This is a genomic window from Pseudomonas sp. D47, from assembly GCF_045447305.1.
GTDB lineage: Bacteria > Pseudomonadota > Gammaproteobacteria > Pseudomonadales > Pseudomonadaceae > Aquipseudomonas.
In genome coordinates this window covers 212,760-239,031 of the sequence record NZ_JBJGXU010000001.1, presented here as the reverse complement: position 1 = coordinate 239,031, position 26,272 = coordinate 212,760, and the positions used below count along the sequence as shown (strand labels likewise).

Sequence of the window (26,272 nt, the reverse complement as noted above, 5' to 3'; positions counted from 1 at the left end):
GTCAATCTTCATTGAGCTCCTGCGCCAACGCTTGAATCTGCTCCTGGCGCTCAGCTTGGCTCAGCTTTGGCTGCGGGTTGAGGGACGACCACTGCGGATAGGCGCGGGCCTTGTTCAACGCATCCGGCAACTTGCCTTCACGCCAGGTTTTGTCCTGGGGCGTGTCGACCTTGATGCTGTGCATCGCCGCATGGCCGCGCAGGTTGAGCGCTTTGAGCAACTGGCGTTGGCGCAGGGCGAGCAGGCGTAGCACGCTGTCGTCGACGGTCAGCTCGCGGTGGCCCTTGATCTTGCCCAGCAGACGGCTGCCGTAGCTGCGCGCGGTTTGCAGCGCGCCACCGGCAATCGCGCCGGCAATCGCGGCAGCGCCGAGGGTCAGGCCGCCGACCAGCAGGTCCACACCCGCACCGGCGGCCGCGCCTGCAGCAATTCCACCGCCGACACGCACGCCCAGTTGCTTGAGGGTTTGCGGGTTGAACAGGTCATCGCCCCAGCGGCCGTCCAGCAACGGCAAGTCGCTGGCGGCGGCATCCTGTGGGCGGAAACCGAACAGTTTGAGCAGGGCATCCACGCATTTTTGCTCGCGCTGGCGCACAGCTTTGCGTAAATCGCTGATGGCTTGTTGCTCGTCTTCGGTGACCACGCTGCGCCGGCACGCGGCGCAGTCGATCAACAGCTCGGCGATCAACCGTGCAGCGCTTTGTTGGCGGGCGACGCGCTGGGCTTGCTGGTCAATAATCAAGCGTTCCAGCTGCGGCCGTGCGTTTTCCAACAGCAGCGCCAGGCTTTCGTACAGGCGGCGCTCGCCATCCTCCGGCGGCGCCACGCTGTCGAAACGCACCAGTGCGTGCAGGCCGAGGCGGGCCAGGGCTTCGCGCCAGTCCGGCTCGCGGTGGTCGCTGCTCGAGACAAAATTGAGCACCGGCAGCAACGGTTTGCCGCAACTGGCCAGCACCTGCAGCTCGTCGCGGTATTTGGCCAGCACCGGCTCGCGGGCGTCGATCACATACAGGCCAGCGTCGGAGGCCAGCAGTTGGCGCAATACTTTGGCTTCCTGCTCGAAACGCTGGCGCGCTTCGCTGCCCTCCAGAAACCGCGCCAGGCGGGCCGGGCCGTCGAGGCGTTCGCCGGGGCGGTCCAGGCGTTCCAGGTAATCGAGCAGGGCGATGGCGTCTTCCAGGCCGGGCGTGTCGTACAGCTCCAGCAAGGCTTCGCCGTCGACCGACAACCGCGCGCCTTCCACATGCCGCGTGGTGCTGGGGCGATGGGAGACTTCACCGAAACCCACGTCCCGGGTCAGCGTGCGCAGCAGCGAAGTCTTGCCGACATTGGTGTGGCCGACCACGGCGAGTTTCAGCGGTTTAGTCATGACCGGTCTCCAGCCACGTGAGCGGCGCGCAATCGGCGAAGGGCAATTCCAGCTGTTGCAGCGCAGCGTGCCAGTCGCCCAGGCGTTCGGCGTCCAGCGCTTGGCCGGCTGGGGCTTGCAGCAGCCATACGCGGGTGGCCGTGGCGCTGCGCGCGAGCTCGGCGACCAATGCCAGGCTGCCACGGTCGGGCGAACGGCGCGGGTCACAGGCGATGGCCAGGCGCGCAGGCGGGAAGCGCGTGAGTTGTTCCAGCAGTTTGTTGCGCGATTCGCGGCTGTCGAGGATGCCGGCGTTTTTTACGCTGGCCGGCAGTTTGGGTGGCCAGGCGTGCTGGTCGTCCAGTTCGATGGCCACCAGCAGGGCACCGTCGCTCTCCAATTCGCTGACGCCGCCGCTGATGGCGTGCAGTTGCTCGGGGGCGGCATCGCTGACGCCAAGCCGTTCGCTGCTCGGCATCAGGCGTTCGCGCAACTGGCTGTAGCCGGGCAGGTTGAGGTCCAGGCGCAGGGCCGCGCGCCCGCGTTTCCAGCGCCACAAGCACAGCAGGGCGAGGATCAACCGGGGCAGCAGGCCGTAGACCAGCAGCACGCCTACCAGCCAGGCGGCCCAGGCTTGGCGGGCGCTTTCGATATTCAGCGCCGAGTCGCCGCTGGCGCGGATCATCTCGACCGTCGGCACGTTAAAGCCCAGCAACGCAGGCAGGCTGCCCAGGGCTTGGGTCACGGCGACAAAGGTGTCGGCGCCGAGGAGGGTGGTTTCCCACACAAAGCCGTAGCGCCGCGTGGCCAATAGCGTGAGCAGGATCAGCATGGCGCTGAGCAGCGCCAGTAACCACAGGCTATTGACCAGCACCCCCACGGCCCAGCGATTGAGCTTCTGGCGCTGCAATAACAGCAGCAACGCTGGCGCCAATTGCGCGGCCTTGGCATCGCGGGCGAATTTTTCGCTGAGCCACAACCACAGGCGGCCGAGGCTGGCGCTGTGTTCGCCGGCAAACAGCAGGCCCAGGGCCCAGCTGATTAACAGGATCAGATTCAAGCCGAGCAGGCTGCCCAAGGCCCAGAACACGTTAACCGGCGTCAAACCGTTGCCCAGCGCGGCAAACGCCAGGCCGGCGCCACTGATCACCGCGACCACCGCCAGCAGCACCAGCGCCAAGCGGGCGCCTTGCAACCAGCGGGTGAGGGCGGCGGTCAAACCGTCGCGTTCGGCCAAGTGCAGGGCGCGCTGTTGAATGCGCGTTGGCAAGTCGCCACCGGCCGTACGGGCGAGGCGGTTGGCTTCCAGGTCTTCGAGGGGGCCTGCGTGTTCTTCACGCAGGCGCACGGTTTCTGTCAGCCAGAGTGTGTGCAGCGGGGTCAGTGCAGTCACGCGCTATCCTGTTGAGCCAGTGAGGTTGGAGCATAACCGCTGAGTCGCAGCTCTGGTATTCTCGTCGTCATGAAAAAAACTCTCCCTTTAAGCCTGATCGCAGCCCTCGGTGAAAACCGTGTGATCGGCGTCGACAACAGCATGCCCTGGCATTTGCCGGGGGACTTCAAATATTTCAAGGCCACCACACTCGGCAAGCCGATCATCATGGGGCGCAAGACCTGGGATTCCCTGGGCCGACCGTTGCCGGGGCGCCTGAATATCGTGGTTAGCCGTCAGACCGACTTGGCGCTTGAAGGTGCGGAAGTTTTTCCGTCACTCGATACGGCGGTCGAGCGGGCGCAAGCCTGGGCACTGGAACAGGGCGTGGATGAGCTGATGCTGATCGGCGGGGCGCAGTTGTATGCGCAGGGGCTGGAGCAGGCGGATCGCCTGTATTTGACGCGGGTCGCGTTGAGCCCGGAAGGCGATGCGTGGTTTCCCGAGTTTGATGTGAGCCAGTGGAAGCTGGTGTCGAATATCGAGAATGCGGCTGAGGGTGATAAGCCGGCGTATAACTTCGAAGTCTGGGAGAGGAGCAACTGCTAGCTTTAAGCCACAAGCTGCAAGTTAAAGCGAAGTGCTCTTTCTTGCAGCTTGAAGCTTATAGCGTGCAACTCAGCTAGCTAGCTGCACATGCTCATCGGCATTCAACAGCGTTTTATCCGTCTGCCCCATGATCTGGCTGGTAATCGCGCCCGCCGTCATCGAACCGTTCACGTTCAGCGCCGTACGGCCCATGTCGATCAGCGGCTCAACCGAAATCAGCAGCGCCACCAGTGACACCGGCAAGCCCATCGCCGGCAGCACGATCAGCGCGGCAAAGGTTGCACCGCCGCCAACACCGGCCACACCGGCCGAGCTCAAGGTCACAATCGCCACCAAGGTCGCGATCCACAGCGGGTCGAGCGGGTTGATGCCCACGGTCGGGGCAACCATCACCGCCAGCATGGCCGGGTAGAGACCGGCGCAACCGTTCTGGCCGATGGTGGCGCCGAACGAGGCAGCGAAACCGGCGATGGACTGCGGGATACCCAGGCGACGCGTCTGCGCTTCAATGCTCAGCGGGATGGCGGCTGCGCTGGAGCGGCTGGTGAAGGCAAACGTCAGCACTGGCCACACTTTACGGAAGAAGCGCAGCGGGTTGACCCCAGCCAACGACAGCAGCAGGCCATGCACCACAAACATCAGGCCCAACGCCAGGTACGACACCACCACAAAACTGCCGAGCTTAATGATGTCTTGCAGGTTGGAGCCGGCGACTACTTTGGTCATCAGCGCCAAAACACCGTACGGCGTCAGCTTCATTACCAGGCGCACCAGGCGCATCACCCAGGCTTGCAGGGTGTCGATGGCGTTGAGCACTTTTTGGCCTTTTTCCACGTCATCCTTGAGCAGTTGCAGCGCGGCAACCCCTAGGAACGCGGCGAAAATCACCACACTGATGATCGACGTCGGCTTGGCCCGGGCCAGGTCGGCGAAGGGGTTGGCCGGTACGAACGACAGCAGCAACTGCGGGATATTCAGGTCGGCGACCTTGCCTGCGTAATCACTCTGGATCACTTGCAGGCGCGCCATTTCCTGGGTGCCGGCCACCAAGCCTTCGGCGGTGAGGCCGAAAAGGTTGGTCAGGCCGATACCGATCAGCGCCGCAATTGCCGTGGTGAACAGCAGCGTGCCGATGGTCAGGAAGCTGATCTTGCCCAGGGACGAGGCGTTATGCAGGCGCGCTACGGCACTGAGGATAGAGGCGAATACCAGCGGGATCACGATCATTTGCAGCAGTTGCACATAGCCGTTGCCGACCAGATCGAACCAACTGATCGAGGCCTTGAGCACCGGGTTACCGTCGCCATAAATAGTGTGCAACGCCGCGCCAAACAGCACACCAAGCACCAGTGCAAACAGGACCTTTTTAGCGAGGCTCCAGTTGGTGCGACGCGTTTGTGCCAGGCCCAGCAACAGGGCCACGAACACCAGTAAGTTGAGGATCAGGGGCAGATTCATTGAAGCTCCGTTGAGAAGGCAGCCAATCGCGTGAGCCTGCGATTGCGAACCGGAAAGCCTAACAGCTTGAAATATATTGATTTAATACCGATATGGAATGGTGACTGTCGTTTTTGGAATAAGCATTTGACGCTCAGGCACATGCCCTTGGCGCAATCACGACGCAAGCAGTCGCGCTCGGGCGATAACTGTCACACAAATTTGTTAGCGTCGATGTCTTTCACTCAGGGAGAAACGCTTATGAAGTTCGCGCCAACATTACTTGCCGCTGCCTTCTGCTTCGGCCTCGCCAGCCAGGCATTTGCCGCCACCGAGTTGAAGCACTGGCCGGCGCCTGCGGCCGAGCAATTGAACAAGATGATCGCCGCCAACGCCAACAAAGGCAACTTCGCGGTGTTCGACATGGACAACACCAGTTACCGCTATGACCTCGAAGAGTCCCTGCTGCCGTTCCTTGAGAACAAGGGCCTGATCACCCGCGAGACCATGGACCCTTCGCTCAAACTTATGCCCTTCAAAGACACCGCCGAGCACAAAGAAAGCCTGTTCAGCTATTACTACCGCCTCTGTGAAGTCGACGATATGGTCTGCTACCCGTGGGTCGCGCAGATTTTTTCCGGTTTTACCCTCAAGGAACTCAAGGGCTACGTCGACGAGCTGATGGCGTCGGGCAAGCCGGTGCCAGTCACGTATTTTGAAGGTGACGTGGTGAAAAAATCCGAGGTCCAGCCGCCGAAAGTCTTCACCGGCCAGGCTGAGCTGTACAACAAGCTGATGGAAAACGGCATTGAGGTGTATGTGATGACCGCCGCCTCTGAGGAGCTGGTGCGTATGGTCGCCGCCGATCCGAAGTACGGCTACAACGTCAAACCCGAAAACGTTATTGGCGTGAGTACCCTGCTCAAAGACCGCAAGACCGGCGAGCTCACCACCGCGCGCAAACAGATCGCCGCCGGCAAATATGACGAAAAAGCCAACCTCGGCCTGGAGCTGACCCCGTACCTGTGGACCCCGGCGACCTGGATGGCCGGCAAGCACGCGGCGATCCTGACCTACATCGACGAGTGGAAAAAACCGGTGATCGTCGGCGGTGATACACCGACCAGCGACGGCTACATGCTGTTCCACGATGTGGACGTGGCCAAGGGCGGCATCCACCTGTGGATCAACCGCAAGGACAAGTACATGACCCAGCTCAACGGCATGATGGCCAAGCATGCGGCCGCACAGGCCAAGGAAGGGTTGCCGGTGACGGCGGACAAGAACTGGGTGATCGTCAAGCCGGACGAGATTCAGTAAGAGCGAGGTGCCTGCTTCGCGAGCAAGCCCGCTCCCACATTCGACCGCATGCTTATGTTGGAACACGGTCAAGTGTGGGAGCGGGCTTGCTCGCGAAGGCGGTGTGTCAGGCAGTACAGATGTTGACTGGCTAACCGCTATCGCAGGCAAGCCAGTTTCCACATGTAATCTTCAGTGATTTGGCGAGTTAGCCAGGCAAAAAAATGCCCCGCACCTGGCGGGGCATTTTTATGCGCGAGGCTTACAGGCCGTCGAGCATCGCTTTGTTACGCACGGCACCCTTGTCGGCGCTGGTGGCCAGCAACGCGTAAGCCTTCAACGCGGTGGTGACTTTGCGCGGACGCTTTTCCACCGGCTTCCAGCCTTTCTTGTCCTGCTCGACGCGGCGCGCGGCCAGCTCTTCGTCGCTGATCAACAGGTTGATCGAGCGGTTCGGAATGTCGATCAGCACTTTGTCGCCGTCCTGCACCAAACCAATCGCGCCGCCGGCAGCGGCTTCCGGTGAAGCGTGGCCGATGGACAGGCCCGAAGTGCCGCCGGAAAAACGGCCGTCGGTCAGCAAGGCGCAGGCTTTGCCCAGGCCTTTGGATTTCAGGTACGACGTCGGGTAGAGCATCTCTTGCATGCCCGGGCCGCCTTTCGGGCCTTCGTAACGGATGATGACGATGTCGCCTTCTTTCACTTCGTCAGCGAGGATGCCGCGTACCGAGCTGTCCTGGCTTTCGTAGATCTTGGCGCGGCCTTCGAACACGTGGATGGATTCATCCACACCGGCGGTTTTCACCACGCAACCATCCAGGGCGATGTTGCCGTACAGCACGGCCAGGCCGCCTTCTTGCGAGTAGGCATGCTCGACACTGCGGATGCAGCCGTTTTCACGGTCGTCATCGAGGGTGTCCCAACGGGTCGACTGGCTGAACGCCGTCTGGGTTGGAATGCCCCCCGGGCCTGCCTTGAAGAAGGTATGCACGGCTTCGTCGTCAGTCTGGGTGATGTCCCACTTGGCGATGCCTTCGGCCAGGGATTTGCTGTGCACGGTCGGCAGGTCGGTGTGCAACAGGCCGCCACGGGCCAGGGAACCCAGGATCGAGAAGATACCGCCGGCGCGGTGCACGTCTTCCATGTGGTACTTCTGGATGTTCGGCGCGACCTTGCACAGCTGCGGCACGTGGCGGGACAGACGGTCGATGTCGCGCAGGTCGAAGTCGATCTCGGCTTCTTGCGCGGCGGCCAGCAAGTGCAGGATGGTGTTGGTGGAACCGCCCATGGCGATGTCCAGGGTCATGGCGTTTTCGAACGCCTTGAAGTTAGCGATGTTGCGCGGCAACACCGACTCATCGTTCTCGGTGTAGTAGCGCTTGCACAGCTCGACGATGGTGCGGCCGGCCTGCAGGAACAGTTGCTCGCGGTCGCTGTGGGTGGCCAACGTGGAACCGTTGCCCGGCAACGCCAGACCTAAGGCTTCCACCAGGCAGTTCATCGAGTTGGCGGTGAACATGCCGGAGCACGAACCGCAGGTCGGGCAGGCGCTGCGCTCGTATTCCGCGACCTTCTCGTCGGACGCACTGGAATCGGCGGCGATGACCATGGCGTCAACCAGGTCGAGGCCGTGGGAGGCGAGCTTGGTCTTGCCGGCTTCCATCGGGCCGCCGGAGACGAAGATCACCGGGATGTTCAGGCGCAGGGCGGCCATCAGCATGCCAGGGGTGATCTTGTCGCAGTTGGAGATGCACACGATGGCGTCGGCGCAGTGGGCGTTGACCATGTATTCCACGGAGTCGGCGATGATCTCGCGGCTCGGCAGCGAATACAGCATGCCGTCATGGCCCATGGCAATGCCGTCATCCACGGCGATGGTGTTGAATTCTTTCGCTACACCGCCGGCGCGTTCGATCTCGCGGGCGACCAGTTGGCCCAGGTCCTTGAGGTGGACGTGGCCCGGTACGAATTGGGTGAACGAGTTGGCAATCGCGATGATCGGCTTTTTGAAGTCGTCATCTTTCATCCCCGTGGCACGCCACAGTGCGCGCGCGCCGGCCATGTTGCGGCCGTGGGTGGATGTTTTCGAGCGGTAATCGGGCATTGGAGCTCTCCGGGCGGCTAATCAGGTACTAATCAGGTGCTAAAGGGGAAGTGAGCTTCTATTGACGTCTGGAACACTCAGAAAATGGCCGTGTGTCCAAACGTTGCCACTCGCGTCGCGGGATCGCCGCGTGCTTGGGCCTCGAGCTCATAAACCCGCCGGGGGATGACTGGCGATGAATAGGGTCGATTCTACACCGCTGGCGGCGGGAGGGAATGGGCAGGTGCTAGCGTCGGATGCGTGGGATCGCGGTTTTAGACCGTCTGTCGACGCCGGACAAATCTCTCTCGCTGATAAGTCAGGGCCTACAAGGGGCGATATCTAGCGCAATGTAGCTTGTTTAGACTCGCCCGCTTCGGCCTACACATCGCCCTCAAGGAATAGGAATGCCCGGTCCCCATCGTTTTTTAGGATTTTACCTGCTGATCGGCTTGCTCCAGGGGATCGTGTTCTATCTCTTCGACAAGCTTCATACGCTTGGTGTGCCGCTATTGTTTGTCTTCCTTACCCTGGCCTTGGTAGGGGGTACGACCCTGCAATTGCTCGGAGAAAAGGCCCGGCATTGGCGCTCTATGCTGCCTGCGCTGGTGTTCACCCTGTTGATGGGCGCAATAACACTGTGGATCAGTTACCGCGAGTCTGCAGGAGCCGGCGGTGTGAATGTTTTTGTGTGGCTGTTCAGTCTGCTGCCGCTCAGTTACATCGGCGCCAGCTTTTTGTCTGCATGGCCTGTCACCAAGGGGCAACGCTGGCGGTATGAAGACTTGTTTCATCACGCCTGGAACAGCGTGTTCATTGTGCTGGGCGCACTGATCCTGGTGGGTTTGTACGTGTTGTTGGTCACGTTATGGAGCCAACTGTTCCTGATGCTGGGCATCGAATTCTTCAAGCACCACTTCTGGAGCAATGGGTTCATGTCCATCAGCCTGCCGCTGGTGTTCGCGCTGGGCATGCACATGGGCATGCGCAACGAGAAAGTTATCGGCCAGATGCGCAGCATGTTCTTTGGCGTCTGTAGATTGTTATTGCCGATGATTGCACTGATCAGCCTGCTGTTTACGCTGACCTTGCCGTTCACCGGGCTCGGGCAGATCTGGGCAACTGGCTACTCCACGCCGATTCTGCTGGTGCTGGCCGGAGCTCAATTATTCTTGCTCAACGGCGTGTTCCAAGCGGGCGACCAGCCTCGGCCCTATCCGAAATGGCTGACGCACTTTATCGAGTTGAGCCTGCTGTGCCTGCCGATTCTCGCCGGGCTGGCGTTTTACTCAAGCTGGCTGCGTGTAGAGCAATACGCGTTGTCGCCGCAACGCTTTATCGCCCTGGTGCTGGCCTTGCTGTGTGGTGTGTATGGTTTGGCCGCGGTGTGGGCGGTGGCGCTGCGTTCGCCGGTCTGGCTAAACAACTTGCGCCTGACGAACCCGCCATTGGCGCTGCTTTTTTGTGGGCTGCTGGTGTTGATCCATACGCCGTTGCTCGACCCGGTGCGGCTCAGTGTCGACGATCAGGTCCGTCGCTTGCTCGACGGGCGAACCAAGCCTGAGGCGTTTGATGCGCACTACCTGCGCTTTAATCTGGAAAAGGCCGGTGAGGAAGCTTATGCCAAGCTGCGAATTGACTTGGATCAGGAGCGTATTCTGGACCCGGAAGCGCGTCGCTTATTGCGTGAGCGAATGGAGCGTACGGCGTTGAGTTACAGTGAGCGGTATGCCAAGGCAGAGGCCCAACGACTCAAACCAGAGCTGGAGTGGATCGGTCCTCAACCCACAGAAAGCGCGTATTTTGCTGTAGCCAGCGGGTTCGCTGACTCGCCGTGCAGAAACGGCTGTGTGTTATGGGCGGTCGACCTCGACCAGGATGGGCGTGATGAGGTGCTGGTGGTGTCCCGGACCGATCCGGGTCACAACTCCAAGCCGCCGCGCATTTTTGTGCAGGATGATATGGGCAGATGGAACGATCGCGGCCCGATGTTTTGGACGCAACAGCAGGACGGCTATATAGACACCGAGGCGCTGGTTCACGATATCCGTGACGGCAAGGTCTCGCTGGTCCAACCGCGCTACATGCAATTGCAGTCCAGCGACAGGCTATTCACGCCGGTGATTCGCGAGCCTTAGCGGCGCCCGATCCGCCGGTTAGTGAGCAGCCCCCAAAGGCTGAACCCGATGAAGCTGAGGGCGATGGTCATCAGCAAATGGCTGCCAGTCTGCGCAAGGGCGGCGCTGCTGACGGCGGCGGTGAGGAACATGATGCTATTGCCCGCCGATGCCGCCGTTCCCGCGCTGCTCGAAAACAACAGCATCGCGGCCGAAATGGCGGCAGGCCTTACCAGCGTGACCGCCAGGGCGCTGATCAGCATGGGAAGCAGCAGGGTGATGGTCGTTATGGCCTCGTAGTGAATGATCAGCGCCAGCAGCACGCCTGAAACACTGAGCAAGCCGAGGCCGATGTTGATTTGCCGGGACAGTGAGATGCGTTTTTGCAGATACGAAGCCGCCACGCCACCGAGCAGGTAGGCAATGCCGTACACCATCAGCACCAGTGCATATTGGTATTCGGACAGCTTCAACGCATCCATGAAAATCAGCGGCGTTACGCTGATCAAGGCGAAATAGCAGGCGAACACCAGCGCGGCGATCCACCAGTAACGCAGGAAGACGCGGTTGCTGGCGACGGCTTTCAGCGTGCCGATGATCGACACCGGCGCGCGGTGCGGGCTGGCGGACTTGGATGGCAGGATGCAGAACGCATGAATCAACATGCCCAGTGCCATGAGCGCAAAGCCATAGAAGCTGCCCTGCCAGTCGAAGGTGGTTTGCAGCCATGAGCCGATCAGCGGCGAGAGTGCGACAAACGAGCCACTCAGGGTCATGTAGTAGAGGCGCACGCGGGCGCGGTCTTGTTCTTCGAACAGGTCTTCCACCAGTGCGTGGCCCAACACGAAAAAGCCGCAGCCCATGGCCTGCACCGTACGAAACAGCAGGAAGGTCAGGTAGTCAGACGCCAGCGCGCAGCCAATCGCACCGAGGATCGACAGCGTGATGCAGCCGAGCAGGACTTCCTTGCGCCCCCATTTATCCGACAGCGGGCCCGCGACCAGTTGGGAGATAGAAAACACCAGCGTAAATAAGCTGATCGAGAGCGCGATGTCTGCGGTGGGCGTGTCGAACCGGGCAGCCAGAGCAGGGAACGAGGGCAGCAGAATATTGATCGGGAAGAAGCTGATCAGTGAAATGCAGGTGATGAGGATGAAGCGCGAGCGCTGTTGGCGTTTTACGTCGGCACTGGGCTGGGCGTAGGACTCAGACATTGTTTTTGTTTTCCGGAGTAATTCCAGAAACCGATACTAGTCTGCGAAATGTGGAATTCAATCAAAACCGTTGCGAGAAGCTGCCTCCACTTGCATGGCTTGCGGCAATATTTCTGACACAGCACAAAAAATGTGGGAGCTGGCTTGCCTGCGATAGCGGTGCAACAGGTTAAAAGTCTGTACCTGATACACCGCTATCGCGGGCAAGCCCGCTCCCACAGTTTGATCTGCGCTTATGGCTTAGCTATTAGGCAGCAACCGGCACGTAATGCTCTTGATGTAACGCGTCTCGGCAATCGCCGGGTGCACCGGGTGATCCGGGCCCTGGCCGCCGCGTTCGAGCATCTGGATATTGCGGTCCAGGTGGCGGGCGCTGGTCAGCAGGATGTTTTGCAGGTCGTCTTCCGGCAGGTGCATCGAGCACGATGCGCTGACCAGAATGCCGTCCTTGCTGAGCAGGCGCATGGCTTGCTCGTTCAGGCGGCGGTAGGCGCCTTCGCCGTTTTTCATGTCTTTTTTGCGTTTGATGAAGGCCGGTGGGTCGGCGACGATCACGTCGAAGCGTTCTTCGCTGGCTTTCAGTTCTTTCAAGGCTTCGAAGACGTCGCCTTCGATGCAGGTCATTTTCTCGGCAACGCCGTTCAGCGCGGCGTTGCGCTCTACGCCGTCGAGGGCGAAGGCGGAGGCGTCGACGCAGAACACTTCACTGGCGCCGAAGGCCGCGGCTTGCACGCCCCAGCCGCCGATGTAGCTGTAGAGGTCGAGCACGCGTTTGCCTTTGGCATACGGGGCCAGGCGCGCGCGGTTCATGCGGTGGTCGTAGAACCAGCCAGTCTTCTGGCCCTGGATCACCGGGGCTTCGAATTTCACGCCGTTTTCTTCCAGCGCGACCCACTCCGGCACCAGGCCGAACACGGTTTCAACGTAGCGGTTGAGGCCTTCGGCATCGCGCGCGGCGGAGTCGTTCTTGAACAGGATGCCGCTCGGCTTGAGCACTTGGGTCAGGGCGGCGATCACGTCTTCTTTGTGCGCTTCCATGGTCGCCGAAGCGATCTGGACCACCAGGATGTCGCCGAAACGGTCGACTACCAGGCCCGGCAACAGGTCGGAATCGCCGTAGACCAAGCGGTAGAACGGCTTGTCGAACAGGCGATCACGCAGGGACAGGGCGACGTTGATGCGGTGCACCAGCAGCGACTTGTCCAAAGGCAACTTGATGTCGCGCGACAGCAGGCGCGCGCAGATCAGGTTGTTCGGGCTCATGGCCACGATGCCCAGGGTCTTGCCGCCGGCCGCTTCCAGGATAGCCTGGTCGCCCGCCTGGAAGCCGTGAAGTGGGGTGGCGGCCACGTCGATTTCGTTGCTGTAGACCCACAGGTGGCCGTTGCGCAAACGACGATCGGCGTTGGCTTTGAGACGCAGGCTTGGCAGGGACATGACGTCGCTCCGGAAAAAAGAGCGGGAGTATACCTGTTGCGCAGATATTCATGTGGGAGCTGGCTTGCCTGCGATGCAGGCGGCTCGATGTATCTGACGTACGGTGGTGATGCCATCGCAGCGGTGCGGCGACCCGACAAGCCAGCTCCCACATTTGATCCGGTTTCAGTTCGGTTTTTTGAGGTGTCGGTCAGCTTCCCATAGAGGTTAGAATCCCCGCCTAGCCCAGAGTGTGTACTTATGTCCCAAGAGCTTTCCGCCGAACAGATCCAACAGGCCCTGCAAGGCATCAGCGTGCCGCCCCAACCGCAAATCATGGTGGATTTGCAGATGGAGCAGTACATGCCCGACCCGGACCTGGACGTGATCGCGCGGTTGATCTCCCAGGACCCAGGCCTGTCCGGCGCTTTGCTGAAAATCGTCAACTCGTCGTATTACGGGCTGAGCAACAAGATCGCCTCAATCCAGCGCGCGGTGAACCTGCTGGGCAGCCGTTCGATCATCAACCTGATCAACGCCCTGTCGATCAAGGGCGAGATGAGCGATGACACCATCGTCACGCTCAACCGCTTCTGGGACACCGCCCAGGATGTGGCCATGACCTGCCTGACCTTGGCCAAACGCACCGGCTCGCAAGCGGTCGACGAGGCGTATGCCTTAGGCTTGTTCCACGATTGTGGTGTGCCGTTGATGCTCAAGCGCTTCCCCAATTACATGACGGTGCTGGAACAGGCCTACGCCAATGCCGGCCCCGACTGCCGCGTGGTCGATACCGAAAACAACGCCTTCAACACCAACCATGCCGTGGTGGGCTATTACACGGCCAAATCCTGGCGCCTGCCGGAGCATGTGACCGACGCCATCGCCAACCACCACAACGCCCTGGCGATTTTCAGCGATGAGTCGACGCGCAACCCGCAACTGAAAAACCTGCTGGCGATCCTCAAAATGGCTGAGCACATCTGCTCGTCCTATCGCGTGCTGGGTAACCAGACCGTGGACCATGAGTGGAATGCCATCGGCCATCTGGTGCTGGATTACCTGGGCCTGTCGGACTACGACTTCGAAAGCATGAAGTTGTCGATCCGCGAACTGGGCGCGCACTGACCCTTTCTTCACGAGGTACACATGCCCGAGTTACCAGAAGTCGAAACCACCCGGCGCGGTATTGCGCCGCACCTGGAGGGCCAGCGCGTCAGCCGCGTGGTGATACGTGAGCGGCGCCTGCGCTGGCCGATCCCGGAAGACCTCGATGTACGCCTGTCGGGGCAGCGCATTGTGCTGGTGGAACGGCGGGCCAAGTACCTGTTGATCAATGCCGAAGTGGGCACCTTGATCAGCCACTTGGGCATGTCGGGCAACTTGCGTCTGGTGGAAGTCGGCATGCCGGCGGCCAAGCATGAGCATGTGGATATCGAGTTGGAATCCGGCATGGCCCTGCGTTACACCGACCCACGGCGCTTCGGCGCGATGCTGTGGAGCCAGGACCCGCACAACCACGAACTGTTGATTCGCCTGGGCCCGGAGCCGTTGACCGACCTGTTTGATGGCGAGCGCCTGTTCCAGCGGTCCCGTGGCAAGTCGATGGCGGTGAAGCCGTTCATCATGGACAACGCGGTGGTGGTGGGCGTGGGCAATATCTATGCGACGGAAGCGTTGTTTGCCGCCGGGATTGACCCGCGTCGGGCCGCCGGTGGTATTTCACGCGGGCGTTACCTGAAGCTGGCGATCGAAATCAAGCGCGTGCTGGCGGCCGCCATTGAACGTGGCGGCACCACATTGCGGGACTTTATCGGGGGTGATGGGCAGCCGGGGTATTTCCAGCAGGAACTGTTCGTCTATGGCCGGGGCGGCGAGGGGTGCAAGGTTTGCGGGACCGAGTTGCGCAATGTGGTGCTGGGGCAGCGGGCGAGTGTGTTTTGCCCTAAATGTCAGAGCTGATTGCTGTGTGATGGCTGATGCCGCCATCGCAGGCAAGCCAGCTCCCACACTTGAATGTATTCACACGTCTAAATGTGGGAGCTGGCTTGCCTGCGATGAGGCCCTAATGGGCGCCATAAAGCCTCAGGCCTTACCGGTAATCAACCGATATTTCTCCATCAACTGCTCTTCCGTTTCCGGATGGGCTTCATCCAGCGGAATGCAATCCACCGGGCACACTTGCTGGCACTGAGGCTCGTCATAGTGGCCGACGCACTGGGTGCACAGGTTGGGGTCGATCACGTAGATCTCTTCGCCCTGGGAAATCGCAGCGTTCGGGCACTCGGGTTCGCAGACGTCGCAGTTGATGCAATCGTCGGTGATGATCAAGGACATGGAAACTCCTGCCAGGGCTGTCAGCCAGGGCATCTGAAAACTAATGCGCGCAATTGTGCCGCATTGGCGCCCGCAGTGCGAGTGCACATGACCTGAGGTCAACTGGCATGTCTGTGTGGGCGCTCACCTGTGGCGAGCGCTTATTAGGGCAAGCCCGCTCGCCACAACAAGCCCACTCATCAGAAATTACTTCTTGAAGCGCAGCGTCAGCGCATCCGCGACAGCCGGGTGCACGAACTTGGTGATATCCCCGCCCAAAGCGGCAATTTCACGCACCAACGTCGAGGAAATGAACGAATAACGCTCCGACGGCGTGAGAAACAGGCTTTCCACGTCCGGCGCCAGTTGGCGGTTCATGTTGGCCAGCTGGAATTCGTATTCGAAGTCCGATACCGCACGCAGGCCGCGCAGGAATACATTGGCGTTCTGCTCTTTGGCGAAGTGCGCGAGCAAGGTCGAGAAACCCACCACTTCTACGTTGGGCAGGTGCTTGGTGACCTCACGCGCCAGTTCCACGCGCTGTTCCAGGGGAAACAGCGGGTTTTTCTTGGGGCTGGCAGCGACTGCGATGATCACATGGTCGAACAGGCGAGAGGCGCGTTCGACCAGATCGCCATGGCCTTTGGTAATCGGGTCGAAGGTTCCTGGGTACAACACTCGGTTCATCGCGTCGTCCTGGCGGAGTCCGTTGGGGAACCGGATGGTATCGCAGCCATCCCGGTCGGCCAAGTCAACTTATGCAGAAGAAAGCAGTATAGACATGGCGAATACCGTGTTTTTTCACGCTGTTTTCAGACGTTCGGCCAACGCTGTCGCCAGTTGCGCGGTTAATCCATACACCGACAATTGCGGATTAGCCCCAATGCTGGTGGGGAATAACGAGCCGTCGTGGATCGACAGGTTGCGCAGTTGGTGATGGCGACCGAGGCTGTCGGCCACTGCGGTTTTCGGGTCTTCACCCATGGCGCAACCGCCCATCACATGGGCACTGCCCAGCGTGGTTCGGTGCAGTTCCAGGCTCAGGCCGTCAATCAGGTTGCGTGCCTCAGCCAGGGTGTTCACGTAGCGCGCATCGTGATGCAGCGGCTTGACTGACTTGGCGCCCGCCGCGAACTGAATCTCGGCCATGCTGTGGAAGGCACGGCGCAGGCCGTCCCACGCGTAGGGCGAAACCTGGTAGTCGAGCACCGGCGTGCCGTCTGCGCGTAATTCCACTGTGCCGCCGGGGCTGTCGGGGTGGAAACCGTCGCGCAGCAGCGCGAGCATGGCGTGGGTGTGGGGCAATTGGCTCATGTCGAGCGCGTTCCCTGTGCCGTAGCCGCCGAACAGGGTGCTGGCCAATCCCGGGTGTAACGGCGGTGCCTCCAGCTTGTAGGACATTTTGCCGGTGGTACCGTCCTGCCATTGGAAGTGGTCGGAGTAGATCGACTGCGGCGCGCCGTAGAACGGGTTGATCACGTCGTCGAACAAGCCGGCGGAGAAGTTCACCAAGTGCAGGAACGTTCGCTTGCCCAGCCGAGAATGCGGGTCAGGCGCGTCCGAGCGCATCAGCAGCGCCGGGCTGTTGATGCCGCCGCCCGCGAGCACGTAATGCTTGGCCTTGACCGTAATCTTGCGCCCGGTGGGTGCCACGCAGCGTTCGTCCATCGCCACGCATTCCAGGCTGCTGATGGTGTCGCCGCTGAATTTGAGGCGCTCGGCGCGGGCCAGGTACAGCAGCTCGCCGCCCTTTTCCAGGGTGGACGGGATGGTAGTTACCAGCATTGATTGCTTGGCGTTGACCGGGCAGCCCATGCCGCAGTAGCCCAGGTTGAAGCAGCCACGCACGTTGCGTGGGATCACGTGCCAGCTGTAACCGAGTTTTTCGCAGCCTTTGCGGATCACATCATTGTTGGCATTCGGTGGAATGGCCCACGGGGCGATGCCCAGGCGCTGTTCCATCTTCTCGAACCACGGTGCCATTTCGGCGCTGCTGTGGCCTTTTACTGCGTATTCACTGGCCCAGTGGGAAAGAGTGGCGTCGGGTGTACGAAAGCTCGACGTCCAGTTGATCAAGGTGGTGCCGCCTACGGCCCGGCCCTGCAGGATGGTGATCGCGCCGTCCTTGCTCATGCGGCCGATGCCTTCCTGATAGAGGCTGGCGTAGGCCTCGTCTTCGAGCAGCTTGAAGTCGCTGCTGGTCTTGAGCGGGCCTTCTTCGATCAGCAGCACCTTGTAGCCGGCGGCGCTGAGGACCTCGGCGGTGGTGCCGCCACCGGCGCCGCTGCCGATAATTGCCACATCGGCTTCCAGGGTCAGATCGCCGTCAAGGGCAGCGCCATTGTGGGTTTTCCAGCCGCGGGCCAGGCCGTCGCGGAACAGATCGGGTACGGGCATAGGTGTGCACTCTTATTTTTTTGTACGAAGTGGCAACCAATGTGGGAGCTGGCTTACCTGCGATAGCGGTCTGCCTGCCGATCAATTCATCGCTGGCCCGCCGCTATCGCAGGCAAGCCAGCTCCCACCTGTCTGAATGGGTTATCAACGTCAAATTTTGGGTGGCCCGGGGTAGCCGCAATGCGCCCAGGACTGCGGGCGGAAGTACCAAGCCATGATCACCAGCTTGAGCAGCGAGCCCTGGCCCATGCGCAGCAGGTTCAGGTAGCTGTTTTCCCAGCGGTGCAGGAAGTTGCGGATCTGCTCGCTACTGGCGTTTTCCCAACTGCCCCAGATACCGGTCAGTGGGCCGCGGGTGATGCCCATGCTCAATACGTCGAACAGTTGCTGGGTGAGCTTGAACATTTCCGGCGACAGGTGCTGCAGGCTGTAGTCGAGCTTTTTCAGGGTGTCTTCGATCCCGGCGACCACGTCCTGGGCGCTGGCCGCGCCTTCGAGCAGCACGGGGATTACCGCGCGCAAGAACGGTAAGTCACTGCTGCGCAACAGGGCAAAGCCGCTGGCCGGGGTGCTGCTGGAGCAGCCGCTGAGGCTGGCGCCTAGCCCGGCGGTGGCCAGGAATGCGCTGGCGCACAGGCCGATTTTCAGGACGCCGCGCCGCGACAGCGCAGGTGAATCAGTCAGGCTAGGGTTCATTGTTATTGTTACCCCGAGGTTGGCGGAATCAGCGAATAAACAGTTTTTGAATCAACGTCTGGATCGACTTGCCGTAAGGCGGGTAGATCAGCTTTGCCGCGTTCAGGCGCTGTTTCACCAGTACGCCCTTGGCTTTGCTGAACGTGAGGAAGCCTTCATGGCCGTGGTAGTGGCCCATGCCCGAGGGGCCGATGCCGCCAAAGGGCATGTCGTCCTGGGCCACATGCAGCAGGGTGTCGTTCAGGCACACGCCACCGGAGTGGGTTTCATGGAGTACGCGGTTCTGCTCGCCCTTGTTGTAGCCGAAGTAGTACAGGGCCAATGGGCGAGGGCGCTGGTTGATGTAGGCAAACGCCTGGTCAATGCCGCGATACGGCACGATCGGCAGCACCGGGCCGAAGATTTCGTCCTGCATCACGGTCATTTCATCGCTGACATTTAGCAGCAGGCTGTGGGCCATACGCCGTGCCTGGCCTTGGTCGTACAGCGGAATCAGGGTGGCGCCTTTGTCGGTGGCGTCTTTGACGTAGGCATTCAGCCGTGCCTGCTGCCTTTCGTTGATGATGGCGGTGTAGTCCGGGTTGTCGGCCAGGGTCGGATAAAACCCGCGAACGGCTTTGCTGTAGGCCTCGACGAACCCTTCGACGCGATCTTCCGGCACCAGCACGTAGTCCGGCGCTACACAGGTTTGCCCGGCATTCAGGCATTTGCCGAAGGCGATGCGCTCGGCGGCGTCCTTGAGCGGTACGTCGGCGGAGACAATCGCCGGCGACTTGCCGCCCAGCTCCAGCGTAACCGGTGTGAGGTGCTCGGCAGCGGCGCGCATCACGTGCTTGCCGATGCTGGTGGCGCCGGTAAACAGCAGGTGATCGAAGCGCAATTTGGAGAACGCCATGCCCACTTCGGCTTCGCCCAGCACCACGCATACCAAGTCTTCGGGGAAGATTTTCGCCAACAGCGCCTTGAGCAGTTCACCCGTGGCGGGCGTGGATTCGCTGAGCTTGAGCATCACCCGGTTACCGGCCGCCAGAGCGCCGACCAACGGGCCAATGGCCAAATACAGTGGGTAGTTCCACGGCACGATCACCCCAACCACGCCCAGCGGTTGGTAGATGACTTTGGCCGACGCGGGTTGGAAGGCAATGCCTACGGCGCGGCGGGAAGGTTTCATCCAGCCCTTTAGGTGTTTACTGGCGTAGTGAATGCCATGCAAGCTCGGCATCAGTTCGGCGAACAGGGTTTCGTCTGCGCTGCGATGGCTGAAGTCCTGGCTGATCGCGTTGATCAGGGCTTGGCGTTCGTCGCTGAGCAAGTCGCGCAAGGCTTTGAGCCATTGCTGACGCTGCGCCGCCGGCGGCATCGGGTTGGCGGCATAGGCGCGGCGTTGGGCGTCGAACAGGTCCTGGAGTTGATCCAGCGCCTGGGAATCTTGCAGGTAGGCAACGGTGGCAGACATGGTGCAGTTCCCAATTGTTATAGGTCTGCCTGGATTTTTAGAGTCATTGCTCTAAATTGTCAAATGTCATTGCAGCAACAAGCGGATTTATCCAGACAAGGATAGGCCGTAAGATGCCCCATCACGTGTTTAGAAGCTGATCCCCTATGGCACCACGAGTAAAGACCAGCGAGCGCATTGTGCAAACCAGCCTGGAGCTTTTTAACCAGCAGGGCGAGCGCAGCATCAGCACCAACCACATTGCCGCCCACATGGAGATTTCCCCGGGCAACCTGTACTACCACTTCCCCAACAAGCAGGCGATCATCGCCGTGCTGTTTCGCGAATACGAAGTGTTGGTGGACAGTTTCCTGCGCCCGCCTCAAGGCCGTGCGGTAACCGTTGAAGACAAACGCTTCTACCTGCAGGCCGTGCTGGCCGGCATGTGGCGCTACCGTTTCCTGCACCGTGACCTCGAACACCTGCTGGAAAGCGACCCGGAACTGGCCACCGGCTACCGGCGTTTCTCTCAGCGTTGCCTGATCCAGGGCGGCGCTATCTATCAGGGGTTCGTGGATGCCGGCATCCTCAATATGGACCCGATACAAACCGAGGCCCTGACCCTCAATGCCTGGATCATCCTCACTTCCTGGGTGCGTTTCCTGTGCACCACCAATGAAAACTCCACCCATTTGAGCGCCGAGGCGATCAAGCGCGGGGTGTATCAGGTGCTAGTGCTGGAAGCAGGGTTTGTCACGCCCCAGGCGAAAGAGGCGGTGGACGCCTTGTTCAAAGAGTTTTACGTGCCGTTGAACCAGGCACTGGAAGAAGTGAAGTAGGACCTTTCCCGAATGTGTTCACAGGAGTCCGTCATGCCGCTTGCCCAACTGATCAGCCCCCAGCAATTAGCCGAGCGCCAGCAGGCTGCCGGGCTGGTGATCCTGGATTGCCGCTTTGCCTTGGAAGACCCGGACTACGGGCTTTGCAGCTATGCCGAAGGGCATATTGAGGGGGCGCAATACGCTGACCTGGAGCGCCACCTCAGCGGTCCGGTGACCAAAGGCGTGACCGGCCGACACCCATTGCCAGCCGCGGACACGTTCACCGAGCAACTGCGGGCTTGGGGCATCAACGCCGACACCGACATCGTGTTGTATGACGACGGCCCCGGTGCCTATGCCGCCCGCGCCTGGTGGCTGCTGGCCTGGCTGGGCAAGCGTGATGCTGTGTTTATCCTGGACGGTGGCCTCAAGGCCTGGCACGCCGCCGGTTTCCCGCTGAGCCTGGACGCGCCGGTGGTTGAGCCGGGGACGTTTGCCGGTACGCCGGACAATCACTTGGTGCTGGACGCCGAACACCTGCAAAAACGCCTGGGCGAACCGGGCATGACCTTGATTGATGCCCGCGCCCAGGCGCGTTTCCGTGGTGACGTGGAACCTATCGACCCCATCGCCGGGCACATTCCCGGTGCGCAATGTGCGGCGTTCAATGAAAACCTGGGCAGTGATGGCCGCTTTCTTCCGGCTGAGCAGCTCAAGCAGCGCTTCGCCGCGCAGTTGCAGGGCCGTTCGCCGGATGCGCTGGTGGCGTATTGCGGTTCGGGCGTGACGGCGTGTCATAACCTGTTTGCGTTGAGCTTGGCGGGTTATCCGTTGGGCAAGCTGTATGCGGGGTCGTGGAGCGAGTGGATTACTGATCCGGCGCGGGAAATTGCGACCGGCGACTGAGCTGTCAGGCCTGTAAACCCAATCAAAATGTGGGAGCTGGCTTGCCTGCGATGCCGGTGTGTCAGCTAAAAATCGGCTAACTGATAAGCCCGCTCGCCACGAAAGCCCATCTGCTACAGATTTTGCGCTCACCGAAAGTTGTGTAGATACCTATGCGCATCGCAGGCAAGCCCGCTCCCACATTATTTATCGTGTTTCTCCAGTAGCCACTGGGGGATTCGGCGCTCCAGGTAGTAGCTGGGGCGCTTGAGCGAACCATCGACAAACCCCACATGCCCACCCTTGGCCAATAACTCGAACTCGGTGCATTCCGACAATTCACTGGCCTCGGGCAAGCTGTGGGCGAACACGAACGGGTCATCGGCGGCCTGGATAATCAGGGTGGGGGTGCGGATAGCACCCAGGTAATACCGACTGGATGCGCGGCGGTAATAGTCCTCGGCGCTGAGGAAACCGTGCAGCGGCGCGGTCACCCGCCCATCGAAGTCCCAGAACGTGCGCATCTTCTCCAGCGAGCCCAGTGCCTCCAGGGTTTTCAGCCCGTCAGCCTGGCCATCCTGTAAAAAGCGCCGCTGCTTGGCGCGGATATACGCCAGCATCTCGCGCATAAAGTGCTTCTGATAAACCCGCGAAAAGCCCAGCCCGATGCGATCGGCGCATTGATCCAGCCGAAACGGCACCGACACCGCCGCGGCGCCGTGCAACCCCGAGGCCTCGCCGGTTTCCCCCAAATGCTTGAGCAGCACATTGCCGCCCAGGGAATAACCCACTGCGTACAGCGGCGCCAACGGCCGCTTGGCCCGCAGATGGGCAATCGCTGCCGCCAGGTCTTCGCTGGCGCCCGAGTGGTAACTGCGCGCTAGCAGGTTCGGCTCGCCCGAGCACCCGCGCCAGTTCAACGCTGCGCTGGCCCAGCCTTGAGCCGCGAGGGTTTTTTGCAGGCCGGCCACGTAGGGCGAGTTGGATGAACCCGTCAGCCCATGCAGTACCAGCACTAATGGCGCTTGTGCGTCGTGGGGGCCGTGCCAGTCGAGGTCGAGGAAGTCGCCGTCGTCCAGCCACAAGCGTTCGCGTTGGCGTTCGATATGGGTGGTGGTGCGCCACAGCGGCCCCCACAGCGTTTGCAGATGGGGGTTGCCGAGGCCGAAGGCGGGTTTGAACAGGTCGGAAGAAGGGGTCATGTAACTCTCGGTAGCAAGCTCCCTCGCCACAATTGAAGCCAGGCTGAAAGACTAGGCAGCGATTTCGACCAACCGATGCCACAACGCGTAATACACCCGCCCGGACTTCTGCTCCCGGTGCAGGCGCCAGCTGCCCGGCAGGCCGAGGGTAGACGGGGCGGTCTCACTCTCAGTGTAGATCCACGCATCCGCAGCCAGCCACTGTCGCTCTTCCAGCAACGCACACACCGTCGGCAACAGGTTTTGATTGAACGGCGGGTCGAGGAACACCACGTCGTACTCAGTCGCCGCCTGGGTTTCCAGGTAGCGCAGCGCGTCGGCGGTCTGAACCTGGCCGGTGGTGCAACGCAGCGTGCCCAGGTGTTCCTTGAGGCTGGACACCGCCACATTGCTGGCATCCAGCGCCTGGCCCTGGGCCGCGCCACGGGACAGCGCCTCCAGGAACAGCGCGCCGCTGCCGGCGAACGGGTCCAGCACTTTGGCCCCGCCGATGTACGGCGCGAGCCAGTTGAACAGGGTTTCACGCACGCGATCCGGCGTCGGGCGCAGGCCTACGACGTCAGGGAAGCTCAGCTTGCGACTGCCCCATTCACCGCCAATGATGCGCAGTTGGCCCACACCGTTATGCACGTTGTGGACAGGTTTTTTTGGGCGAGATGAACTGGCCATTAATGCTCCGGAACCCCGAGCGGCTGCTCGGCAGGTTTATCAGTGGGGGGCGGTAGTGGCTTTTGCGCAATCGTCGGGCCGGCGGTCACGATGACCATCTTGTCGGCGCTCAAGTGTTTGTTCAATGCAGCCTTGACCTGCTCTACGGTCAGGGCCTGGGATTGTTTCATGAAATCTTCCAGATAGCTCAGCGGCAGGTTGTAGAAACCCATCGCGCCCAGTTGCCCGGCAATATCGGCGTTGCTGGCGGTGGACAGCGGGAAGCTGCCGGCCAGCTCACGCTTGGCGTCATCCAGTTCCTTTTGCGTCGGGCCGGTCTTGAGGTAGTCGGCCAGTACGTCCTCAACCAGGCGCAGGGTGCCGCCGCTCATTTCGGCGCGGGTCTGCAGGTTGATCATGAACGGGCCGCGTACTTGCATCGGCGAGAAACCGGAGTACACGCCATAGGTCAGGCCGCGTTTCTCGCGCACTTCGCTCATCAAGCGGGTGCCGAAACCACCGCCGCCGAGGATCTGGTTGCCCAGGGACAAGGCTGCGTAGTCCGGGTCGGCGCGGTCGATGCCCAGTTGCGCGAACAGCAGGTGCGTCTGCTTGGATGGGAACTCAATATGGCTCAGGCCGGCTTTGGGTTCGGTCGGTTGGGCGATCTTCGCCAGGGCCGGGCCTTTAGGCAGCGATGCGGAGACCTTGGCGGTCATGGCTTCGGCCTCGGCGCGGGTCAGGTCGCCTACAACGGCAATCACCGCGTTACCGGCGGCGTAAGCCTTGGCGTGGAAGGCCTGCAGCTGCGCGAGGGTAATCTTCGGAATGCTTTCAGGCGTGCCTTCGCTCGGGTGAGCGTAAGGGTGGTCGCCGTACAGGCGCTTGAACAGCTCAAGGCTGGCCAGTTTAGCCGGGTTCTGTTTCTGGTATTCAAAACCGGCAAGGATCTGGTTCTTGATCCGCGCCAGGGAGTCGGCCGGGAAGGTCGGCTTGCCGATCACGTCGTCGAACAGCGCCAGGGCTGCGTCGCGCTTGTCGCTGTCACTCAGGCTGCGCAGGGACACCAGCGCCATGTCGCGGTAGGCGCCATTGCCAAAGTCGGCGCCCAGGCTTTCAAAGCCACTGGCGATCTGGCTGACGCCCTTGCCCGGCACACCTTCATTGAGCATGGCGTTGGTCAGCAGGGCCACACCGGGCGTGTTGCCGTCCTGGCTGCTGCCGGCGGCGAACAGAATGCGCACGTCGAACATCGGCAATTCGTGGGCTTCGACGAACAGCACCTTGGCGCCTTCGGCGGTGGTCCAGGTTTGCACGTCGAGCTTGCGGTTGGTCGGCGCCTTGCCGTCCAGCTCCGCCAAAGATTGCAGTTTGCTGGCCGATTGGGCCTTGTCCAGCGCCTGGCTGGCCACGGATTCGCTCGGGCGCAGGAAATACACGGCGCTGGCGGCGATCGCGGTGACGGCGATCAGGGCTGGCAGGATCAGGCGGCTGCTTTTGCGATCACTCATGAGCGGTCTCCTCAGGCAAAACATGGGCGACGCTCAAACGCTCGCGGGTGAAATAAGTACGTGCGGCCTTCTGGATATCTTCCGGGGTCACGCTTTGCAGGTCGGCCAACTCGGTGTCCATCAGTTTCCAGGACAGCCCGACAGTTTCCAGGGAGCCAATGGCCGTGGCCTGGCTGGTGATGGAATCGCGCTGGTAGACCACGCCGGCGATGACCTGGGCGCGGATACGCTCCAGTTCTTCGGTGGTCGGCGGTTTGGCTTTCAATTCGTCCAGCAGGCGCCACAGGCCGGCTTCGGCTTGGGCAATGGTCTTTTTCTTCTGCTGGTTCGGCGTGGCCGTCAGGGTGAACAGGCTGTCACCCCGGGTGTAGGCGTCGTAGCTGGTGGAGGCGGCGGATACCAGCTCTTCACCGCGTTCCAGTTGCTCGGAAATACGTGCACTGTAGCCGCCATCGAGCAGGGCCGAGAGCAGGCGCAGGGCCTGTACCGAGCGTTTGTCTTCGGCGGTGGCCAGGCCTGGCACGTTGAAGCCCAGGATCACGCTCGGCAGTTGGGTCTGCACGTGCAGGGTCAGCAGGCGTTCGCCAGGCTCGGCGAGCTCCAGTGGGATTTTCGCGGGTGGCACATCACGCTTGGGGATTGGGCCGAAATAACGCTGAGCCAGGTTCTTGACCTCATCCGGGGTCACGTCACCGACTACCACCAGCGTGGCGTTGTTCGGTACATACCAGGATTGATACCAGTGGCGCAGCTCTTCGACTTTCATGCGCTCCAGGTCAGCCATCCAGCCGATGGTCGGCGTGTGGTAACCGCTGGCCGGGTAGGCCATGGCCTTGAAGCGCTCGTAGGCCTTGGACATCGGGTTATCGTCGGTGCGCAGGCGGCGCTCCTCCTTGATGACCTCGATCTCGCGGCTGAACTCATCCGCCGGCAGGCGCAGGCTGGCCATACGGTCGGCTTCCAGCTCGAAAGCGACGCCCAGGCGATCACGGGCCAGTACTTGGTAGTAGGCGGTGTAGTCATCGCTGGTGAAGGCGTTTTCTTCGGCGCCTAGGTCGCGCAGGATCAGTGAGGCTTCGCCGGGGCCGACTTTCGCGCTGCCCTTGAACATCATGTGTTCCAGGGCGTGGGACAAACCGGTCTGGCCCGGGGTTTCGTAGCTCGAACCAACCTTGTACCAGACCTGGGAAACCACCACCGGCGCGCGATGATCTTCGCGCACGACCACTTTAAGGCCGTTATCCAGGGTGAATTCATGGGTGGGTTGTGGGTCGGCAGCCAAAGCTGAAAGGGGCAGACAAACTGTGCTGAACAGCAGGCCTGCAGCGCGGCGGGCTAGAGCATTCATTCGTTTTTAAACCTGTTGGGCTGCCCGCTTGGTCTTAGCGTCGGCGGGCGAGGAGGTTAGGGCGTGTCATTCCTCATTACCAGTACCGCGCCGCAGCCTGCTAGTGTGCAGGGCAAGG

22 protein-coding genes are annotated in these 26,272 nt (G+C 61.2%); 7 read left to right on the top strand and 15 right to left on the bottom strand.

Annotated elements, in window-relative coordinates:
- Position 1: 1 nt before the first annotated feature.
- Together ACI77I_RS01085 and ACI77I_RS01080 are read right to left on the bottom strand one after the other, a co-directional pair.
- Positions 2-1,369, bottom strand: coding sequence for a DUF3482 domain-containing protein (locus ACI77I_RS01085; RefSeq protein ID WP_094949190.1), 1,368 nt, complete (start codon positions 1,367-1,369; stop codon positions 2-4).
- Complete coding sequence (locus ACI77I_RS01080; protein WP_406996813.1) at positions 1,362-2,741, bottom strand: DUF2868 domain-containing protein; 1,380 nt, start codon at positions 2,739-2,741, stop codon at positions 1,362-1,364. Before ACI77I_RS01080 ends, ACI77I_RS01085 begins: the two co-directional genes overlap by 8 nt.
- Before the next feature lie 69 nt (positions 2,742-2,810).
- Between ACI77I_RS01080 and ACI77I_RS01075 the strand changes: the two genes are divergently transcribed.
- Positions 2,811-3,329 carry a dihydrofolate reductase gene (locus ACI77I_RS01075; protein ID WP_242153297.1) on the top strand — a complete coding sequence of 173 codons (519 nt, stop codon included), beginning with the start codon at positions 2,811-2,813 and terminating at the stop codon, positions 3,327-3,329.
- Positions 3,330-3,398: 69 nt separating this feature from the next.
- On the opposite strand, the gene ACI77I_RS01070 is transcribed toward ACI77I_RS01075, so the two are convergent.
- Positions 3,399-4,787 carry an L-cystine transporter gene (locus ACI77I_RS01070; RefSeq protein WP_263274151.1) on the bottom strand — a complete coding sequence of 463 codons (1,389 nt, stop codon included), beginning with the start codon at positions 4,785-4,787 and terminating at the stop codon, positions 3,399-3,401.
- A gap of 240 nt (positions 4,788-5,027) precedes the next feature.
- Here ACI77I_RS01070 and ACI77I_RS01065 point away from each other — a divergent pair, with 240 nt between their 5' ends.
- Complete coding sequence (locus ACI77I_RS01065; RefSeq protein WP_094949186.1) at positions 5,028-6,086, top strand: phosphorylcholine phosphatase; 1,059 nt, start codon at positions 5,028-5,030, stop codon at positions 6,084-6,086.
- Between the two features lie 241 nt (positions 6,087-6,327).
- On the opposite strand, the gene ilvD is transcribed toward ACI77I_RS01065, so the two are convergent.
- Entirely contained in the window at positions 6,328-8,169 is a 1,842-nt protein-coding gene (ilvD, locus tag ACI77I_RS01060; protein WP_094949185.1) for a dihydroxy-acid dehydratase, read from the bottom strand.
- 386 nt (positions 8,170-8,555) lie between these two features.
- Here ilvD and ACI77I_RS01055 point away from each other — a divergent pair, with 386 nt between their 5' ends.
- A complete protein-coding gene (locus ACI77I_RS01055; protein WP_406996812.1) occupies positions 8,556-10,286 on the top strand; it encodes a DUF4153 domain-containing protein in 1,731 nt (576 codons plus the stop codon).
- On the opposite strand, the gene ACI77I_RS01050 is transcribed toward ACI77I_RS01055, so the two are convergent.
- Both ACI77I_RS01050 and ACI77I_RS01045 read right to left on the bottom strand, forming a co-directional pair.
- A complete protein-coding gene (locus ACI77I_RS01050; protein WP_406996811.1) occupies positions 10,283-11,479 on the bottom strand; it encodes an MFS transporter in 1,197 nt (398 codons plus the stop codon). The two genes, ACI77I_RS01055 and ACI77I_RS01050, sit on opposite strands and share 4 nt — an antisense overlap.
- Before the next feature lie 240 nt (positions 11,480-11,719).
- Entirely contained in the window at positions 11,720-12,916 is a 1,197-nt protein-coding gene (locus tag ACI77I_RS01045) for a class I SAM-dependent rRNA methyltransferase (protein WP_003213799.1), read from the bottom strand.
- 294 nt (positions 12,917-13,210) lie between these two features.
- Here ACI77I_RS01045 and ACI77I_RS01040 point away from each other — a divergent pair, with 294 nt between their 5' ends.
- Complete coding sequence (locus ACI77I_RS01040) at positions 13,211-14,023, top strand: HDOD domain-containing protein (protein ID WP_176462894.1); 813 nt, start codon at positions 13,211-13,213, stop codon at positions 14,021-14,023.
- Positions 14,024-14,044: 21 nt separating this feature from the next.
- Positions 14,045-14,857: a bifunctional DNA-formamidopyrimidine glycosylase/DNA-(apurinic or apyrimidinic site) lyase gene (gene mutM, locus ACI77I_RS01035; protein WP_406996810.1), complete on the top strand. Its 813-nt coding sequence runs from the start codon at positions 14,045-14,047 to the stop codon at positions 14,855-14,857.
- A gap of 123 nt (positions 14,858-14,980) precedes the next feature.
- On the opposite strand, the gene ACI77I_RS01030 is transcribed toward mutM, so the two are convergent.
- The 5 genes from ACI77I_RS01030 to ACI77I_RS01010 all read right to left on the bottom strand — a co-directional run bounded on the left by ACI77I_RS01030 (position 14,981) and on the right by ACI77I_RS01010 (position 19,760).
- Complete coding sequence (locus tag ACI77I_RS01030; protein WP_003213796.1) at positions 14,981-15,232, bottom strand: YfhL family 4Fe-4S dicluster ferredoxin; 252 nt, start codon at positions 15,230-15,232, stop codon at positions 14,981-14,983.
- Between the two features lie 186 nt (positions 15,233-15,418).
- Positions 15,419-15,898: a pantetheine-phosphate adenylyltransferase gene (coaD, locus tag ACI77I_RS01025; protein WP_003176711.1), complete on the bottom strand. Its 480-nt coding sequence runs from the start codon at positions 15,896-15,898 to the stop codon at positions 15,419-15,421.
- 114 nt (positions 15,899-16,012) lie between these two features.
- Positions 16,013-17,608, bottom strand: coding sequence for a GMC family oxidoreductase N-terminal domain-containing protein (locus ACI77I_RS01020; protein WP_406996809.1), 1,596 nt, complete (start codon positions 17,606-17,608; stop codon positions 16,013-16,015).
- Between the two features lie 150 nt (positions 17,609-17,758).
- A complete protein-coding gene (locus tag ACI77I_RS01015; RefSeq protein WP_094949179.1) occupies positions 17,759-18,304 on the bottom strand; it encodes a twin-arginine translocation pathway signal protein in 546 nt (181 codons plus the stop codon).
- A 28-nt stretch (positions 18,305-18,332) separates the two neighbouring features.
- Positions 18,333-19,760: a coniferyl aldehyde dehydrogenase gene (locus ACI77I_RS01010; RefSeq protein WP_094949178.1), complete on the bottom strand. Its 1,428-nt coding sequence runs from the start codon at positions 19,758-19,760 to the stop codon at positions 18,333-18,335.
- 146 nt (positions 19,761-19,906) lie between these two features.
- Between ACI77I_RS01010 and ACI77I_RS01005 the strand changes: the two genes are divergently transcribed.
- Complete coding sequence (locus tag ACI77I_RS01005) at positions 19,907-20,578, top strand: TetR/AcrR family transcriptional regulator (protein ID WP_094949177.1); 672 nt, start codon at positions 19,907-19,909, stop codon at positions 20,576-20,578.
- Positions 20,579-20,611: 33 nt separating this feature from the next.
- Entirely contained in the window at positions 20,612-21,466 is an 855-nt protein-coding gene (locus ACI77I_RS01000) for a sulfurtransferase (RefSeq protein ID WP_094949176.1), read from the top strand.
- Positions 21,467-21,648: 182 nt separating this feature from the next.
- On the opposite strand, the gene ACI77I_RS00995 is transcribed toward ACI77I_RS01000, so the two are convergent.
- Genes ACI77I_RS00995 through ACI77I_RS00980 form a run of 4 tightly spaced genes read right to left on the bottom strand, consistent with a single transcriptional unit; the run spans position 21,649 to position 26,154 of the window.
- Positions 21,649-22,647, bottom strand: a complete 999-nt coding sequence (locus tag ACI77I_RS00995; protein ID WP_094949175.1) for a hydrolase — start codon at positions 22,645-22,647, stop codon at positions 21,649-21,651.
- Positions 22,648-22,698: 51 nt separating this feature from the next.
- Positions 22,699-23,316, bottom strand: coding sequence for a 16S rRNA (guanine(966)-N(2))-methyltransferase RsmD (rsmD, locus tag ACI77I_RS00990; protein ID WP_094949174.1), 618 nt, complete (start codon positions 23,314-23,316; stop codon positions 22,699-22,701).
- Positions 23,316-24,806, bottom strand: a complete 1,491-nt coding sequence (locus ACI77I_RS00985) for a pitrilysin family protein (protein ID WP_094949173.1) — start codon at positions 24,804-24,806, stop codon at positions 23,316-23,318. The genes rsmD and ACI77I_RS00985 overlap by 1 nt, the downstream gene beginning before the upstream one ends.
- A complete protein-coding gene (locus tag ACI77I_RS00980) occupies positions 24,799-26,154 on the bottom strand; it encodes a pitrilysin family protein (protein WP_094949172.1) in 1,356 nt (451 codons plus the stop codon). Before ACI77I_RS00980 ends, ACI77I_RS00985 begins: the two co-directional genes overlap by 8 nt.
- Between the last annotated feature and the right edge of the window lie 118 nt (positions 26,155-26,272).

Coding starts and splice junctions, on each gene's coding strand:
- ACI77I_RS01055 (WP_406996812.1), top strand. CDS start 8,556: ATGCCCGGTCCCCATCGTTTTTTAGGATTTTACCTGCTGATCGGCTTG.
- ACI77I_RS01005 (WP_094949177.1), top strand. CDS start 19,907: ATGGCACCACGAGTAAAGACCAGCGAGCGCATTGTGCAAACCAGCCTG.
- ACI77I_RS01070 (WP_263274151.1), bottom strand. CDS start 4,787: ATGAATCTGCCCCTGATCCTCAACTTACTGGTGTTCGTGGCCCTGTTG.
- ACI77I_RS00995 (WP_094949175.1), bottom strand. CDS start 22,647: ATGACCCCTTCTTCCGACCTGTTCAAACCCGCCTTCGGCCTCGGCAAC.
- ilvD (WP_094949185.1), bottom strand. CDS start 8,169: ATGCCCGATTACCGCTCGAAAACATCCACCCACGGCCGCAACATGGCC.
- mutM (WP_406996810.1), top strand. CDS start 14,045: ATGCCCGAGTTACCAGAAGTCGAAACCACCCGGCGCGGTATTGCGCCG.
- coaD (WP_003176711.1), bottom strand. CDS start 15,898: ATGAACCGAGTGTTGTACCCAGGAACCTTCGACCCGATTACCAAAGGC.
- ACI77I_RS00980 (WP_094949172.1), bottom strand. CDS start 26,154: ATGAATGCTCTAGCCCGCCGCGCTGCAGGCCTGCTGTTCAGCACAGTT.
- ACI77I_RS01065 (WP_094949186.1), top strand. CDS start 5,028: ATGAAGTTCGCGCCAACATTACTTGCCGCTGCCTTCTGCTTCGGCCTC.
- ACI77I_RS01015 (WP_094949179.1), bottom strand. CDS start 18,304: ATGAACCCTAGCCTGACTGATTCACCTGCGCTGTCGCGGCGCGGCGTC.
- rsmD (WP_094949174.1), bottom strand. CDS start 23,316: ATGGCCAGTTCATCTCGCCCAAAAAAACCTGTCCACAACGTGCATAAC.
- ACI77I_RS01030 (WP_003213796.1), bottom strand. CDS start 15,232: ATGTCCTTGATCATCACCGACGATTGCATCAACTGCGACGTCTGCGAA.
- ACI77I_RS01045 (WP_003213799.1), bottom strand. CDS start 12,916: ATGTCCCTGCCAAGCCTGCGTCTCAAAGCCAACGCCGATCGTCGTTTG.
- ACI77I_RS01000 (WP_094949176.1), top strand. CDS start 20,612: ATGCCGCTTGCCCAACTGATCAGCCCCCAGCAATTAGCCGAGCGCCAG.
- ACI77I_RS00985 (WP_094949173.1), bottom strand. CDS start 24,806: ATGAGTGATCGCAAAAGCAGCCGCCTGATCCTGCCAGCCCTGATCGCC.
- ACI77I_RS01050 (WP_406996811.1), bottom strand. CDS start 11,479: ATGTCTGAGTCCTACGCCCAGCCCAGTGCCGACGTAAAACGCCAACAG.
- ACI77I_RS01020 (WP_406996809.1), bottom strand. CDS start 17,608: ATGCCCGTACCCGATCTGTTCCGCGACGGCCTGGCCCGCGGCTGGAAA.
- ACI77I_RS01085 (WP_094949190.1), bottom strand. CDS start 1,369: ATGACTAAACCGCTGAAACTCGCCGTGGTCGGCCACACCAATGTCGGC.
- ACI77I_RS01010 (WP_094949178.1), bottom strand. CDS start 19,760: ATGTCTGCCACCGTTGCCTACCTGCAAGATTCCCAGGCGCTGGATCAA.
- ACI77I_RS01075 (WP_242153297.1), top strand. CDS start 2,811: ATGAAAAAAACTCTCCCTTTAAGCCTGATCGCAGCCCTCGGTGAAAAC.